Genomic DNA, 15,920 nt, shown 5'->3' on the forward strand with positions numbered 1-15,920 from the left:
CATGTTCAACCCCGACACGCTGACTTTGCGGGAAATGGCCGGTCTGCTACGCCGCGGAGTGCTGACCAGCGTGACGTTACTGGAGTTCTACTTGCAGCGCATCGCCGAGCGTAACCGGCAGATCAACGCGTTGATCCAACTGGCGCCGGTTGAGGATCTACGGCACCAGGCCCGTAAGGCTGACGAGATGGCACGCATCGGCCAGGCCAACGGTCCGCTGCATGGCATTCCCATCACCGTCAAGGACGTCCTCCATGTTCGTGGCTTCAAGATGTCCCGCGGCGTGGGAGAGCTGATGGGGGCCGTCAGTCAGGAAGATGCGACGGCTGTTGCCCGACTTCGGCAGGCCGGCGCGATCATCCTGGGCATCAGCAATGTACCGGAGCTGTGTATGGCCTTCGAGACCGAGAACCTGATCTACGGGCGCACCCTGAACCCCCACGATCCGCTCCGCTCGGCGGGGGGCAGCAGTGGTGGGGAGGCGGCCGCCATTGCCGCCGGTTGCTCACCCGCTGGGTTGGCGTCCGATGCCTGTGGCAGTGTCCGGATTCCGGCGCACTTCAATGGCATCTGCGGCTTGAAACTGACTCAGGGACGGGTACCGCTGACCGGCCAGTTTCCCAATGACCGTTCCGGGCTGTTTCACCTGACGTCGGCCTTTGGCGTGATGGGGCGCTATGTCGATGACCTGGCGCTGCTGGGTCCGCTGATCAGTGGTGCCGACGGCCATGATCCCGACACCGTCGATGTGCCATTCGCTACCAGCGAGCCCCTGGCTAACTTGCGTATCGCGCTGTTCTCGGCGTCAAGCCGAACCCCTGTCAGCGCGGCGGTGAGCCAGGTGTTGCAGCAGGTAGAACGGTGCCTGAACCCCGTGGTGGCGCAGATGAGCGAGGTTGCGCCGCCGATGCTCGACGAAGCCTGCGATGTCCTGTGGCGGGTGTTTATCACGGGTGCCGACGCCGGCCGCGGCTGGCGGCGTTTGTTCGATTCCATGGGCAAGCGCAGCTTTACTCCGGCGATCGCTCAATTGCTGGACTTGAGCGAGGCCGTGGAGTTGAGCGTGGATGAGGTCAAGCGCGACTGGATCATGATCGATACCTTCCGCTATCAGTTGGCGAAGTTCTTCAAGCAGCATGATCTGTTTATCTGTCCGGTCTACCCGGATGTCGCGTTCCGCCATGGGGCGTCCCTGGAGAACCGCGATCGGTATGCCTTCGTGTTCCCGTTCAGCCTCAGCGGCTCACCTGCTGTGGTGATCCGCGCCGGCGCCGACCCGGCCACCGGGATGCCCATCGGCGTTCAGATTGTCGGGCCCCACTGGCAAGAGGAACGGTTGTTGGCGGTAGCGGCTTTCCTCGAGCGGGAACTGGAGTGTTGGAGCCCGGTTTCGCCTCGCACGGCATCGACGTATTGAGGCGGTTCAACATCAGCCAGCCAAAATCCAGCATCGCCAACAGCACGCCGAGCACGGCATGGGCCAGCAGCCCCCCGGCGCGAGTGGCCCGCCTTCGCCGTCTAACTGATATGCCGGGCGTATTGCTCGGGATTGAAACGCCAGACCATCAGGAGCATCAATGCCGTGACGGCCGTGAGTGACCACCAGGCCCATTCGAAGCTGCCCAATTGATCGCGAATCATCCCGGCAATCAATGGCGAGAGCCCGGCGATCAGGTAGCCAACGCCTTGCACGAACGCGGTCAGGCCACCGGCTCGTCGCGGGTTGTCCAAGTGGTCGAGGGAGACGATCAAGCTCATTGGGAACAGGCCGCCGATGCCCAGGCCCAACAGGCAAGGCCACAACAGGCTGAAGCGTTCCGGGCTGAGGATCAGGCCGCAGAAGCCGCTGATGATCAGGGCCAGCAGGCCGGTGAGGACCCAGCGTTTATTCCGGCTGCGGTTGGCAATCGCCGGAGTGACGAGGCCGGACAACACTTCCATGGCCGTGAGGAACCCCAACAGCAGGCCAGCGTGTTGTTGGCTCCAGCCCTTCTCTACATAGTACGGGGCCAGCCAGGCCAGTACGCAGGTGTAGGAGGCAGTGCCCAGGCCGAAGAAAATCGCCAGCAGCCAAGCCCGGGAATTGCTGAAGAATGACGCTTGCTGCCGGACAGGCGCTCCGGGTAACGGGGTCACGGCTGCACGTTGGGCGTACCAGCAACCCAGCGCGAGCAACGCCAACAGTGCCCAGATCGCCAGGCCGATGCGCCAACTGCCGGTCTGCGTCAGGACAAACGGCGAAAACGATGCGGCAAGTGCCGCCCCGCCCATGATCGACGTAACATACAAACCCATGAACAGCGAGACGTTGTCGGCGTAGCGCGACTTGATCAGAGCCGGCATTACCGCCTGGATCAACGCGATGCCGAGCCCGGCCAACACCGCGCTGACGATCAGCTCGGCGGCGCTGTCCAGGTACAAGCGCGATGCGGTGGCGATACCGATGATCAACAGCGACAGCACGATGGTGCGGTGCTCGCCGATGCGCAGGGCGATGCGCATGCCCAGGAACATCGCCAGGCCCATCGCCATGACCGGCAACATGGTCAACAGCGAGGCGGTGCTGAAGCTCAGCGGGACCTCCCCGCGAATGGCCGATAACAGGGGCCCGACGGCGGCCATCGAGGGCCGCAGGTTCAGCGCCACCAGCACGATGCTGACCATCAGCCAGACTGCATGGGTGCTTGAGGTTCGAACGTTTTCCATGACAGGGCCTTGGCTGGATAAAGCCCCATTTAGGCCAGGGCACCTTGCGATGGGCAAACTGAAAACTGGCAGGGCTTATCGAATAATCAAATGCCGCCCACCCTTTGTGGCGAGGGAGCTTGCTCCCGCTGGGCTGCGATAGCAGACCTAAGGATATCGATCATTCCCACGCTCCTGCGGTGTTCATGAGGCTTGTGTTCACCACAGGCCCAGTGTGGGAACGATCAAGCACCGAGTGCTCAGGTTTTGGGGGCGCTTCGCACCCCAGCGGGAGCAAGCTCCCTCGCCACGGATTGAGTGCCGGTTATTCCATCACCGGGCTCAACGTCCCCAACCAAGCCACCAATCCAAGGATGACCACCGCCACGGAGAGCTCCAGGACCATGCTGCGCCGCAGGGCGTTCACCGCTACCTCATGCTCGCCGCTTCGCCGGGCATTTTCCAGGAGTGGGCTCAGGTGAAATCGGTTCCACGCGGCGAACACCAGCATGGCAGTGAACAAAATAAGTTTGAGCGCCAGCAACTGACCGTAAAGGCTGTCGAGCACCCCGACGATACTTGGGCCAACGATGAACAAATAGTTGACCACCCCCGTCACACTGATAACCACCACGATCACCGCCCCGGCGGTTTCAAACCCGATCAATGTCCGGGCCAGCACCGCCAGTTGCGGTTCGGCCTGGCGCAGCAGCAGGGCAAACGCAGCCAGGGCACCGACCCAGCCACCGGCCGCCCACAGGTGCAGGAAGTCGGTGATGAAGTGCCAGCTACGGCGGCTGCCTTCGTCCATGGCGCCGTGGCCTGCCCAGGCCAATGTCGCCAGCGCCACGGCTCCGCACAGTGTGACCAGACCGAGGCTGGCGGTCGGCCAACGCTGATTGAGTGTCACGGCGCAACCGGCCAGCACCAGCGCCGCCATGCGCAGCATCCAGGTCCAGCCGATATCGGTCTCCAGCACCATCATTTCAATGTGCGGCCACAGTTCTGCCCACGCCGAAACGCCGCTCATGGCCCGGGCCATGCACGCCATGGCCGCCATTGAGAGCAACCCGCCAAGCGCTGCCGCGGTCACTAGCAGTGGCGCGAAAGGCAACTGCGTACCCGACACCCGCTCCTGACCTCGCAGGCTATACAGGCCAAACGCAGCCAGGCCGAACAGCAACATCAGATCCAGATACAGGGCAAAGCGCAGCGCGATGTTGATCGAGTCGCTCGTCAACTCACTTCACCTTGAACGTGAGGTTGCCGGTGATCGGGTGCGTGTCTGACGATACCGCGCGCCACTGCACCTGATAGGTGCCGGCGGTGAGAGGTGCGTTGGGAGTAATGACCATGGTTTTCGGATCATCGCTGCCGGAAACCTTGGCCGGCATGGGCATGGGGGCGTGCGCCGACATGCCGGGCATCCCGGTCATCATCAGCTTGGCGCCGGAAAATTTGGTCAAAAGATTCTCGGAAAAATGCAGCTCGATCTTCGCCGGCGCAGCCCCTTCAGCGCCTTCGGCGGGGGTGGAGGACAGCAGTTTCGGATGGGCCTGGGCCAAGCCACTGGCCAACAGGCCGGTGGACAGCGCGGCGGCCATGACAGCGGTTTTGATGAATGACATGCAAAGACTCCTACAGCTTGTTTTTCAGTGTTTGATGGAACAGGGCCAATGCCTCAGAACCACAGGCGCACACCCAGTACCAGGCGTGCCTCGCTGCGGTCGTCGCCTTCGTCCCGGGCGTAGTCGGCGGTGTTGCCGTAGACGCGGTTCCAGGTCACGCCAACGTACGGGGCGAACTCACGGCGGATTTCGTAGCGCAGCCGCAGCCCCACTTCGGTGTCGGACAACCCCGAGCCGACGCCCCGGTCCGGGTCGTTCTTGCCGTAGAAGTTGGCTTCGGCGGTGGGCTGCAGAATCAGCCGATTAGTCAGCAGGATGTCGTAGTCGCCCTCCAGGCGCGCCGCGCTCTGGCCACCTTCACCGATGAAGGCGGTGGCTTCGGCTTCGAAGTTGTACAGCGCCATGCCTTGCACGCCGAAGGCGGCCCAGGTTTGTGAGTCACCTGGCTTGAAGTCCTGACGCACGCCGGCCACCACATCCCACCAAGGGCTGATGGCATGGCCCCAGAGGGCCTGGAGTTCGGCTTCTTCGGTCTTGCCATGGGAGCGCTCGCCTTCGGAGCGCAGCCACAAGCGGTTGATGTCGCCGCCGATCCAGCCGGAGGCATCCCAGCTGAGGGCGCTGCCGTCATCCGCGTCTTGCCACTCCAACTGGTCGATCAGGAAAAACGAGTTGATGGCGCTGTCATGCACCGCATGGCCACCATGGTCTTCATAGACGGCGGCGCGGTCAGCGGCGGTCAGTTCAGGGATCGGTGTGCGACTGCTGGTGGGCGCGGCCTGCATGGAGTCCATACCCTGCATCGAGTCGATGCCTTGCATCTGGCTGTGGTCCATCCCCGGCATCTGGCTGTGATCCATGCCTTGCATTGTGTCGCTCGCAGCCCAGGCTGACAGGCTGGAGCCGAGGGCAAGCGCGGCCATCGGCAGGCTAGGAGATTTCAACGTTTTGATCATGGTCGACTCCTCATTCCTGCACCCGGACTTGGCGGAACATGCCCATTTCCATATGAAACAGCAGGTGGCAGTGATAGGCCCAGCGGCCAAGCGCGTCGGCGGTCACTCGATAGCTGCGCCTGGAACCGGGCGGCATGTCGATGGTGTGCTTGCGCACCATGAACTGGCCGTTTTCGTCTTCCAGGTCGCTCCACATGCCGTGCAGGTGGATGGGGTGGGTCATCATGGTGTCGTTGATCAACACGATGCGCAGGCGCTCGCCGTACTTGAGCAGCAGCGGCGCGGCGTCGCTGAATTTCACGCCGTTGAACGACCAGACGAATTTCTCCATATGCCCGGTCAGGTGCAGCTCGAGCGTGCGGCCCGGCTCGCGGCCGTCGGGGTCGGCAAAGGTGCTGCGCAGGTCCGCGTAGGTCAGCACTTTGCGGCCATTGTTGCGCAGGCCTATGCCTGGGTCGTCGAGCCTGGGCTTGACGCTCATGGCCTGCATGTCCACCAACGGGTTGTCGTTCTCCGTTTCGGGATGAGTTTGCATCCCGCCCATACCTGGCATGGTGCTGTGGTCCATGCCGCTCATGTCATCCATGCCCTGCATCTGGCTATGGTCCATGCCCTGCATCGATCCGTGGTCCATGCCGGCCATGCCCATATCGTCCATCGCCACCAGTGGCCGAGGGTCCAGGGGCGGCACGGGCGCCGTCAACCCGGTCCGGGTCGCGAGGGTGCCGCGGGCGTAGCCGGTGCGGTCCATGGACTGGGCGAACAGGGTGTAGGCTTCGTTCGTCGGCTCGATGATGACGTCGTAGGTTTCCGCCACGGCGATTCGGAACTCATCGACACTCACCGGTTTGACGTACTGGCCATCAGACGCCACGACGGTCATTTTCAGGCCGGGGATGCGCACATCGAAATAGGTCATCGACGAGCCATTGATGAAACGCAAGCGGATGCGTTCCCCCGGCTTGAACAGGCCGGTCCAGTTCATGTCCGGCGCTTGGCCGTTCATGAGATAGGTGTAGGTGGCGCCACTGACGTCGGCAAGGTCGGAGGGGTTCATCTTCATCTCAGCCCACATCTTGCGATCGGCCATCGTGGCGGCCCAGCCGTTCTTGCCCACGTCATCGATGAAGTCGCCGACCGTGCGTTTGTTGTAGTTGTAGTAGTCCGACTGTTTCTTCAGCTTGCGGATGATGTCGCTGGGGTTTTCATCGGTCCAGTCGGTGAGCATGACCACGTAGTCCCGCTCGTACTGGAAGGGCTCGGGTTCCCTGGCGTCTATGACCAGCGGGCCATAGACCCCGGATTGCTCCTGGAAGCCGGAATGGCTGTGGTACCAGTAGGTGCCGTTCTGCCGGACCTTGAACTGATACACGTACATGCCGCCGGGCTCGATGCCTTTGAAACTCAGCCCCGGAACGCCGTCCATGTTGGCCGGCAGCAGGATGCCGTGCCAGTGGATGGAGGTGGTGTCCTCCAAGCGATTGCGTACCCGCAGGGTCACGGTGTCGCCTTCACGCCAGCGCAGCAACGGGCCGGGAATGCCGCCGTTGATGGTCTGGGCGGTGCGCGGGTTACCGGTGAAATTGACTGGGCTTTCGCCGATGAACAAGTCGAACTCGGTGCCGCTCAGTACGTTGGGCTGGCCCGGGCTGGTAAGCGCCCAGACGGGCGAGCGCCACAAGCCCAGGCCACCGAGGATACCGCCGGCAGTCAGGCCTTTGACGAAGGTTCGTCGGGAAGTTTTCGATTGCATGACGTTTGAAAATCCATCGCTCGATTCAAAGCTGGCACAAGAGCAGGCCCCTGTGCGGGTTGAAAAGAAGATGACACAGCCGGACGCGGCGGGTGATTACATTTCAGTCAGCTTGGCACCACAGCAGAACCGGTGCGTTCCCGTAGCCGGGCACAGGTCAGAATGATCTTTTGCAACCGCGGGATATTCTGTAGCCTTGCCGGCTTCACGCTGTCCCGTGCCTGATTGATACCCACTTTCCCGGCGGTACCCGAGTGGTCCGGAGCCGGGTGTATACTCGACTTTCGCGCAAAACGCGCCCATAGGTCTTGCGAACATGACGCAGATTTCCGAACGCCTTCTGGTCCAGGCCCACCTCGATGCCAAGCAGCCCAAGCCGCTGACGGCCGAGCAAGAAGCCTGGTACCGCGCCGCCATCGCCGCCGAGCTCAAGGCTCAGGACGCGGTGCTGGTTGCGCATTTCTATTGTGACCCGATCATCCAGGCCCTGGCCGAGGAGACCGGCGGCTGTGTTTCCGACTCCCTGGAAATGGCCCGCTTCGGCAACGCCCATCCGGCCAAGACCGTGGTGGTGGCCGGGGTCAAGTTCATGGGCGAGACCGCGAAGATCCTCAACCCGGAAAAACGCGTGCTGATGCCGACCCTGGAAGCCACCTGCTCGCTGGACCTGGGCTGCCCGGTGGATGAGTTCTCGGCGTTCTGCGACCAGCATCCGGAGCGCACCGTAGTGGTCTACGCCAACACTTCGGCGGCGGTCAAGGCCCGGGCCGACTGGGTCGTGACGTCCAGCTGCGCACTGGAGATCGTCGAGAGCCTGATGGACAACGGCGAGACGATCATCTGGGGTCCGGACAAGCACCTGGGCACCTACATCCAGCGCAAGACCGGCGCCGACATGCTGCTCTGGGACGGTGCCTGCATCGTCCACGAGGAGTTCAAGTCCAAGCAACTGGAAGACATGAAGGCGCTGTACCCGGACGCCGCGATCCTGGTGCACCCGGAGTCGCCGACCTCGGTGATCGAGCTGGCGGATGCCGTGGGCTCCACCAGTCAGTTGATCGCTGCGGCGCAGAGCTTGCCGAACAAGACGCTGATCGTCGCCACCGACCGCGGCATCTTCTACAAGATGCAGCAGCTGTGCCCCGACAAAGTTTTCATCGAGGCCCCTACGGCCGGCAACGGCGCGGCGTGCCGCAGTTGCGCGCATTGCCCGTGGATGGCGATGAACACCCTGGAACGCACGCTCCAGGCGTTGAAGGACGGCAGCAACGAGATATTCGTCGACCCGGCCTTGATCCCCCAGGCGATCCGCCCGCTCAAGCGCATGCTGGATTTCACCCAGGCGGCGCGGATGAAATTGGCGGGGAATGCTTAAAGGCAGCTTCGAGCTGCGAGCCGTAGGCTGCAAGCTAAGGTCACAATCGCTTAGCTTGTAGCTTGTAGCTTGTAGCTTGTAGCTTGTAGCTTGTAGCTTGTAGCTTATTTTTTGCTTTTTGGAATCCGCACCAGCTGCGTATCCGAGTAGATGTCATGCCAGCCGCGCTTGCGCTTGTCGAACAGCGCCCAGATAAAGCCCAGCCCCAGCAGCAGCAACGACGCAATCGACACCACGAACCTTAACAGCGCCTGCCACAGGCTGATGGCCGTGCCGTCGGCGTTCTGTACGCGAATACACCAGACCTGCATGCCCAGGGTCTGGCCGTTGTGGGTCCAGAACTTGGCGAAGAAACCGAACAGCACAAAAAGCAATACGGTGGACAGCAGCGGGTCACCGTCCAGTGCTCCGGCGTCGGTGAGGGCGCGCATCTTTTCTTCGCCGATGATCGCCATCTGGATCATCTTGTAGACGCCACCGGTCACGATCAGCAGCGCCGTGCACAGCAGGAAGTCATAAAACATCGCTGCCAGGCGACGGCCCAGGCCGACGGGGGGGAAATCGCCTCGGGGAGTGAGCAGGTGTTTCGGCATGACGGCCTCGGCTGAAAAAAGAAGCCATTTTACGGATTTGCGCCCATAAAAAAGCCCCTGATATCAATCAGGGGCTTTTTAGTTTGCGAAAGCCTCAGGCCTCGGCTTGAACCTCGTCAGCCTGCATGCCTTTCTGGCCCTGCACCGCGACGAAAGTGACTTTCTGGCCTTCTTTCAGGCTCTTGAAGCCGTTGCCCTGGATGGCGCGGAAGTGCACGAACAGGTCCGGACCGCTTTCAGGGGTGATGAAACCAAAACCTTTTTCGTCGTTGAACCACTTGACGGTACCGCTCTGACGTTCAGCCATTTTCTTATTTCCTTGACGCTAAATTAATGACAGCCTCTTTCAACGCGAAAGAGTACTGGGGCTGGGTTGCAGGAAAGTAAGATGACGTCGAACGGGATGTAGCTAACTTCGTAGGCTACTGCCCAGGTCACGATCCAAGCGACCCATGCAAACACAGTGACGAAACTCTACGCCAACTTCCAATGAAAAAACAACCCCCCTCAAGGGCCCGGATTTGCTCAGCTTGCTGGCGATTTAGATGTTTTGCTGGGGAGGGCTTATTCGAAAGGCTAGTCCAATAGTTCCGCGACGTTATAAGCCCGCTGAATATCAAACATGCACCTTTTTATGGCGGTTGCGTTACACATTAGTGCACGTTTAACGCAACCGCGTTACTTATAGAAACAGCCAATCAACCACGGTAGTAGCGCGGTGCAACGAATGGCATTTTGCTTACAAGCAGGGGTACCTTTTTCCCACGCACAATGGCCCAGACCGGTGTATCCAATGCCACGTAGGCGCTGTCCAGATAGCCCATCGCCAACGGACCGCCCAGCGTCGGGCCAAAACCGCCGCTGCATACAGTGCCGATGCTCTCGCCGGCTTCGTTGACGATCTCCGCGCCTTCGCGCACTGGTGTGCGTTCCTGGGGCAGCAGGCCGACGCGTTTGCGGCTTACGCCGTTCTGTTGCTGGGCAAAGATGGTTTCAGCCCCCGGGAAACCCCCGGCACGAGCGCCATCGGCGCGGCGGACCTTGGAGATCGCCCACAGCAGGCTGGCTTCAATGGGTGTGGTCGCGGTGTTCATGTCGTGGCCGTAAAGGCACAGGCCGGCTTCCAGGCGCAGGGAGTCTCGTGCGCCAAGACCGATGGCGGCCACCTCTGGCTCGGCCAGCAGGGCGCGGGCGAGCTTTTCCGCGTCGGCGGCAGGTACCGAGATTTCGAAACCGTCTTCACCGGTGTAGCCCGAACGGCTGACAAAACAATCCACGCCCAGCAGCGTGACGCGCTGGAACTGCATGAAGGTCATCTTCGCCACGTCCGGCGCCAGGCGCGCGAGTACGGTGACCGCGGCCGGGCCTTGCAGGGCGAGCAGGGCGCGGGCTTCGAACAGCGGTTCGATGCTGCACCGGTCGCCGATTTTCCCTTGCAGGTGGGCCAGGTCGTGATGCTTGCAGGCGGCGTTGACCACCAGGATCAGTTCGTCATTGCCCAGGTTGGCGACCATCAGGTCGTCAAGGATGCCGCCGTTATCGTTGGTGAACATGGCGTAGCGCTGCATGCCCACCGGCAGATCGATGATGTCCACCGGCACCAGGGTTTCCAAGGCTTTGGCGGCGTCGGCGCCGGTCAGGCGGATCTGGCCCATGTGGGACACATCGAACAGCCCGGCCTGATCACGGGTGTGCTGATGTTCTTTCATGACGCCCAGCGGGTATTGCACGGGCATGTCGTAGCCGGCAAATGGCACCATGCGCGCGGCCAGCTCAAGGTGCAGCGCGTGCAGCGGGGTTTTAAACAATTGTTCGGTGGACATATCAGCTCCTGGAAAATGAAAGTGGCGCGTATCAGCATTCGATGATGTTGACCGCCAGACCGCCGCGGGCGGTCTCCTTGTATTTGCTTTTCATGTCGGCGCCGGTCTGGCGCATGGTGCGGATGACTTTGTCGAGGGAGACGAAGTGATGCCCGTCGCCGCGCATGGCCATGCGCACCGCATTGATGGCTTTCACCGAGCCCATGGCGTTGCGTTCGATGCAGGGCACCTGGACGAGGCCGCCAATGGGGTCGCAGGTCAGGCCGAGGTTGTGTTCCATGCCGATTTCGGCGGCGTTCTCCACTTGTTGCACGGTACCGCCCAACACTTCGCACAGCGCGCCGGCTGCCATGGAACAGGCCACGCCGACTTCGCCCTGGCAGCCGACTTCGGCGCCGGAGATGGAAGCGTTTTCCTTGTAGAGGATGCCGATGGCGGCGGCTGTCAGCAGGAACCGCACCACGCCATCCTCGTTGGCCCCGGGAATGAAGCGCATGTAGTAATGCAGTACGGCCGGAATGATGCCTGCCGCGCCGTTGGTAGGCGCGGTGACAACGCGACCGCCGTAGGCGTTTTCTTCGTTGACGGCCAACGCATACAGGTTGACCCAGTCCAGCACGGACAGCGGGTCACGCAATGCCGCTTCGGGGTTCTTGCACAGCTGGCGATGCAGCGCGGCGGCCCGTCGCTTGACCTTCAGCCCGCCCGGCAGGATCCCTTCATTGCGGCAGCCGGCAGCCACGCAATCCTGCATGACCTGCCAGATCTTCAGCAGGCCGGCGCGGGTTTCGGCTTCGGGGCGCCAGGCACTTTCGTTGGTCAGCATCACCTGGCTGATGGACAGACCATAAGTGCTGCAATGGGCGAGCAGGTCTTTAGCGCTCTTGAACGGGAAGGTCAGCGGTGTTGCGTCCTCGACGATGCGGTCGGCACCGGCGGCGCCTTCGTCGACCACAAAACCGCCGCCCACCGAGTAATACTCGCGGCTGCGCACTTGCAGCCCGGCAGCGTCGAAGGCGCGGAAGATCATGCCGTTGGGGTGGAAGGCCAATGGTTTGCGAATCATCGCCAGGTGCAGCTTTTCATTGAATTCGATGGGGTGTTCGCCGAGCAGGTTCAGGCGACCGCTGCTGCGAATCTCCTGGAGCCGGGCGGATACCGTTTCGGTGTCCACGGTATCCGGGTGCTCGCCTTCCAGGCCCAACAGCACGGCCTTGTCACTGCCATGGCCCTTGCCGGTGGCACCGAGCGAACCATACAGCTCGACTTTGACGCTGGCAGTGGTCTTGAGCAAGTCATCGCGGCGCAGGCCCTCGACGAACCGGGCCGCGGCACGCATCGGGCCAACCGTGTGGGAGCTGGAAGGGCCGATGCCGATCTTGAACAGGTCGAACACGCTTAATGACATGGGGAGCTCCTGGGGGAGCAGCTGCAAGTTGCAGGCTCCAAGCTGCAAGAAGAGCCGTTCGGCTTTTAACTTGTAGCTTGAAGCTTGAAACTCGTAGCTGCTTTTATGCGTAGCTTTCGATCGACGGGCAGGCGCAGACCAGGTTGCGGTCGCCGAACACGTTGTCGACCCGGCCCACGGGCGGCCAGTACTTGCCTTCGATCAACGACGCCACCGGGTACACGGCCTGTTCGCGGCTGTAGGGGTGAGTCCAGTCGCCGACGAGTTCCGCCGCGGTGTGCGGGGCGTTTTTCAGCGGGTTGTCGTCCTTGTCGAGGCTGCCGTTCTCCACCGCGCGGATTTCTTCACGAATGCAGATCATGGCGTCGCAGAAGCGGTCCAGTTCTTCCTTCGACTCGCTTTCGGTCGGCTCGATCATCAACGTGCCGGCCACCGGGAACGACATGGTCGGTGCGTGGAAGCCGAAGTCGATCAGGCGCTTGGCGACGTCATCGACGCTGATGCCGCTGCTGTCCTTGAGTGGACGCAAATCGAGGATACATTCGTGGGCCACCAGGCCGTTGCTGCCGGAGTAGAGCACCGGGTAGTGCTCTTCCAGGCGACGGGCGATGTAGTTGGCGTTGAGAATCGCCAGCTGCGAGGCGCGCTTGAGGCCGGCGCCGCCCATCATGCGGATGTACATCCAGGTGATCGGCAAAATGCTCGCACTGCCGAACGGCGCCGCGCACACCGCACCTTCCTTGCGCTCCATGTTCGCGTGACCGGGCAGGAACGGCGCCAGGTGCGACTTGACGCCGATCGGGCCGACGCCCGGGCCGCCACCACCGTGAGGGATGCAGAAGGTCTTGTGCAGGTTCAGGTGCGACACGTCGCCGCCGAACTTGCCTGGGGCGCAGAGGCCGACCATGGCGTTCATGTTGGCGCCGTCGATGTACACCTGGCCGCCGTTGTCATGAATGATGCCGCAGATTTCGCGGATGCCTTCCTCGAACACACCGTGGGTGGACGGGTAGGTGATCATCAGCGCGGCGAGGTGTTCGCGGTGCTCGATGGCCTTGGCGCGCAGGTCTTCGATGTCGACGTTGCCACGGGCATCGCACGCGGTCACGACCACGCGCATGCCGGCCATATTGGCGGTGGCCGGGTTGGTGCCGTGGGCGGAGGACGGGATCAGGCAGATGTCGCGACGGTCTTCGCCACGGCTCTGATGGTAGGCGCGGATTGCCAGCAGGCCGGCGTATTCACCCTGGGAGCCGGCGTTGGGTTGCAGCGACACCGCGTCATAGCCGGTGGCGGCGCAGAGCATCGCTTCCAGCTCGTCGGTCAATTGCTGGTAGCCGGCGCTCTGCTCGGCCGGGGCGAACGGGTGCAGGGCGCCGAACTCGGCCCAGGTCACCGGGATCATTTCGCTGGCAGCGTTGAGTTTCATGGTGCAGGAACCCAGCGGGATCATGGTGCGATCCAGGGCCAGGTCCTTGTCGGCGAGCTTGCGCAGGTAGCGCATCAGCTCGGTTTCCGAATGGTAGCGGTTGAACACCGGGTGGCTGAGGATCGCCGACTGGCGCACCAACTCGGCCGGGATGCGGCTTTGCACGCTCGCGGCGAGGGTGGCGAAGTCCGGCAGGGCCTTGCCGTCGGCCAACAGGCTCCACAACGCCTCGATGTCAGCCTGGCTGGTGGTCTCGTCCAGGGACAGGCCCAGGCGTTCTGCATCCACCACGCGCAGGTTGATGCGCTGGGCGTGGGCCTTGTCGTGCAGCACGGCGGTTTGCGCGCCGGTGTGCAGGGTCAGGGTGTCGAAAAAGCGCTCTTGCTCGACGCTCAGGCCCAGCGCGCCCAGGCCCTTGGCAAGGATCGCGGTCAGGTGGTGGATGCGGTTGGCAATCTGCACCAGGCCTTTGGGGCCGTGATACACAGCGTACATGCTGGCGATGTTGGCCAGCAGCACTTGGGCGGTGCAGATGTTGCTGGTGGCTTTCTCGCGGCGGATGTGTTGCTCGCGGGTCTGCATCGCCAGGCGCAGGGCCGGCTTGCCGAAACGGTCCACGGATACGCCGACCAGACGGCCCGGCATGTCGCGCTTGAACGCATCCTTGGTGGAGAAATACGCCGCGTGCGGGCCGCCGAAACCCAGCGGCACACCGAAGCGTTGGGCGCTGCCGATGGCCACGTCCGCACCGAATTCGCCCGGAGGCGTCAGCAGGGTCAGGGCCAGCAGGTCGGCGGCGACAGCCACCAAGGCGTTGGCGGCGTGGAAGCGTTCGGTCAGCTCGCTATAGTTGAACAGGTCGCCGTTGCTGGCGGGGTATTGCAACAGTGCGCCAAAAAAGCCGCTGACCTCGCTCAGTTCGCGTTCATCACCGACCACCACGTCGATACCCAGGGGCTCGGCACGGGTGCGTAGCACGTCGAGGGTCTGCGGGTGGCAATGCTGGGAAGCGAAGAAGGCATTGCTGCCCTTGTTCTTGCTCAGGCGTTTGCAGAAGGTCATGGCTTCGGCGGCGGCGGTCGCTTCGTCGAGCAGCGAGGCGTTGGCGATCGGCAGGCCGGTGAGGTCGCTGATCAGGGTCTGGAAGTTCAGCAGCGCTTCGAGACGGCCCTGGGAAATTTCCGGCTGGTACGGGGTGTAAGCGGTGTACCAGGCCGGGTTCTCCAGCAGGTTGCGCAGGATCGGTGCCGGGGTGTGGCAGTTGTAGTAACCCTGGCCGATGTAGGTCTTGAATAGCTGGTTCTTGCCGGCGATGGCCTTGATCGAGGCCAGTGCGTCGGCTTCGCTCTGGCCGTCGCCCATGTCCAGCACGCTGGTGCCCTTGATGCTTTCCGGAATGACGCTGGCGCTCAGGGCTTCCAGGGAGTCGAAACCCAGGCGCTCGAGCATGGCTTGCTCGTCGTCTGCACGCGGGCCGATGTGGCGGGCAATGAATTCGTTGGCGGTGCCGAGATTAACGGTCATGTCGTGGCTCCTCAGGCTTCGGCGTTGGCTTTGATCAGGCGATCGTAGGCGTCTTGATCCAACAGCTTAGCCACTGCGTCGGCGTCGGTCGGTTTAAAGCGGAAGAACCAGCCGTCGCCCAGCGGATCTTCGTTGACCAGTTCCGGGCTGCCGTCGAGTTTGTCGTTCACTTCAAGCACTTCACCGTCCAGGGGCATGTACACGCCGCTGGCGGCTTTCACCGATTCAACCGTGGAGGCTTCGGCGCCCTTGGCGTAGGACTGCAAGTCAGGCAGTTGCACAAAAACCACGTCGCCCAATGCGTTCTGCGCGAAGGCGGTAATGCCTACGGTGACGCTGCCGTCTGCTTCGGTGCGCAGCCATTCGTGATCTTTAGTAAAACGCAACTCGCTCATGGAAACTCCTGGGGCCAGATTTCGTCTGGTGGACGCGAAGAAAGGCGCGGGGCTTGGCCCGGCCGAATGGTTAAAGCCTTAGCAAGAACGTGGCCAATATAAGAAATTCTCTATTTATCAATAAGTTGCAGGATTGTCGTGCGGCGATAATCTTTCGTGCTGTAGCGAAATCGCTACAGCGCCTGGGCCGGATAAAATCGTTATGGGATCAGAGCCTTACGCTGCGCAGGCTGAAGTGGGATGTAGCGATATCGTTCCGCTGTAGCGCTTTCAGTACAGTGGAGGTCGTTTTTAGATGTGCCCGTCAGACCTTGTGGGAGCGAGCCTGCTCGCGAACGCGGTGTATCAGTC

General features: G+C 62.2%; 13 protein-coding genes. 2 read left to right on the plus strand and 11 right to left on the minus strand.

The features are described 5' to 3' along the window. Position 1: 1 nt before the first annotated feature. Positions 2-1,417 carry an amidase gene (locus tag ACE04F_RS19940; RefSeq protein ID WP_486109428.1) on the plus strand — a complete coding sequence of 472 codons (1,416 nt, stop codon included), beginning with the start codon at positions 2-4 and terminating at the stop codon, positions 1,415-1,417. A 101-nt stretch (positions 1,418-1,518) separates the two neighbouring features. Here the strand turns inward: ACE04F_RS19940 and ACE04F_RS19945 are convergent, their stop codons facing one another. The 5 genes from ACE04F_RS19945 to ACE04F_RS19965 all read right to left on the minus strand — a co-directional run bounded on the left by ACE04F_RS19945 (position 1,519) and on the right by ACE04F_RS19965 (position 7,022). Continuing rightward, positions 1,519-2,706 carry a cyanate transporter gene (locus tag ACE04F_RS19945; RefSeq protein WP_486109344.1) on the minus strand — a complete coding sequence of 396 codons (1,188 nt, stop codon included), beginning with the start codon at positions 2,704-2,706 and terminating at the stop codon, positions 1,519-1,521. A 304-nt stretch (positions 2,707-3,010) separates the two neighbouring features. Further along, complete coding sequence (copD, locus tag ACE04F_RS19950; RefSeq protein ID WP_486109346.1) at positions 3,011-3,925, minus strand: copper homeostasis membrane protein CopD; 915 nt, start codon at positions 3,923-3,925, stop codon at positions 3,011-3,013. A 1-nt stretch (position 3,926) separates the two neighbouring features. Beyond that, entirely contained in the window at positions 3,927-4,313 is a 387-nt protein-coding gene (gene copC / locus ACE04F_RS19955; protein WP_486109349.1) for a copper homeostasis periplasmic binding protein CopC, read from the minus strand. A 53-nt stretch (positions 4,314-4,366) separates the two neighbouring features. Next, positions 4,367-5,236: a copper resistance protein B gene (locus tag ACE04F_RS19960; RefSeq protein WP_486109430.1), complete on the minus strand. Its 870-nt coding sequence runs from the start codon at positions 5,234-5,236 to the stop codon at positions 4,367-4,369. A gap of 43 nt (positions 5,237-5,279) precedes the next feature. Then, on the minus strand, positions 5,280-7,022 hold the full coding sequence (locus ACE04F_RS19965) for a copper resistance system multicopper oxidase (RefSeq protein WP_486109351.1): 1,743 nt from the start codon (positions 7,020-7,022) through the stop codon (positions 5,280-5,282). Positions 7,023-7,338: 316 nt separating this feature from the next. Here ACE04F_RS19965 and nadA point away from each other — a divergent pair, with 316 nt between their 5' ends. Continuing rightward, a complete protein-coding gene (nadA, locus tag ACE04F_RS19970) occupies positions 7,339-8,397 on the plus strand; it encodes a quinolinate synthase NadA (protein WP_305496382.1) in 1,059 nt (352 codons plus the stop codon). Between the two features lie 104 nt (positions 8,398-8,501). Here nadA and ACE04F_RS19975 read toward each other — a convergent pair whose 3' ends face one another. The 6 genes from ACE04F_RS19975 to gcvH all read right to left on the minus strand — a co-directional run bounded on the left by ACE04F_RS19975 (position 8,502) and on the right by gcvH (position 15,569). Next, entirely contained in the window at positions 8,502-8,990 is a 489-nt protein-coding gene (locus tag ACE04F_RS19975; protein WP_486109353.1) for an RDD family protein, read from the minus strand. Between the two features lie 94 nt (positions 8,991-9,084). Next, a complete protein-coding gene (locus tag ACE04F_RS19980; RefSeq protein ID WP_027902257.1) occupies positions 9,085-9,297 on the minus strand; it encodes a cold-shock protein in 213 nt (70 codons plus the stop codon). 391 nt (positions 9,298-9,688) lie between these two features. Beyond that, on the minus strand, positions 9,689-10,813 hold the full coding sequence (gene gcvT / locus ACE04F_RS19985; protein ID WP_486109355.1) for a glycine cleavage system aminomethyltransferase GcvT: 1,125 nt from the start codon (positions 10,811-10,813) through the stop codon (positions 9,689-9,691). Between the two features lie 31 nt (positions 10,814-10,844). Further along, on the minus strand, positions 10,845-12,221 hold the full coding sequence (locus ACE04F_RS19990; protein WP_486109357.1) for an L-serine ammonia-lyase: 1,377 nt from the start codon (positions 12,219-12,221) through the stop codon (positions 10,845-10,847). A 103-nt stretch (positions 12,222-12,324) separates the two neighbouring features. Beyond that, positions 12,325-15,174, minus strand: a complete 2,850-nt coding sequence (gene gcvP, locus ACE04F_RS19995) for an aminomethyl-transferring glycine dehydrogenase (RefSeq protein WP_486109359.1) — start codon at positions 15,172-15,174, stop codon at positions 12,325-12,327. Between the two features lie 11 nt (positions 15,175-15,185). Beyond that, positions 15,186-15,569 carry a glycine cleavage system protein GcvH gene (gcvH, locus tag ACE04F_RS20000; RefSeq protein ID WP_486109361.1) on the minus strand — a complete coding sequence of 128 codons (384 nt, stop codon included), beginning with the start codon at positions 15,567-15,569 and terminating at the stop codon, positions 15,186-15,188. Positions 15,570-15,920 lie beyond the last annotated feature (351 nt).

Source organism: Pseudomonas sp. AGC41, assembly GCF_057334555.1.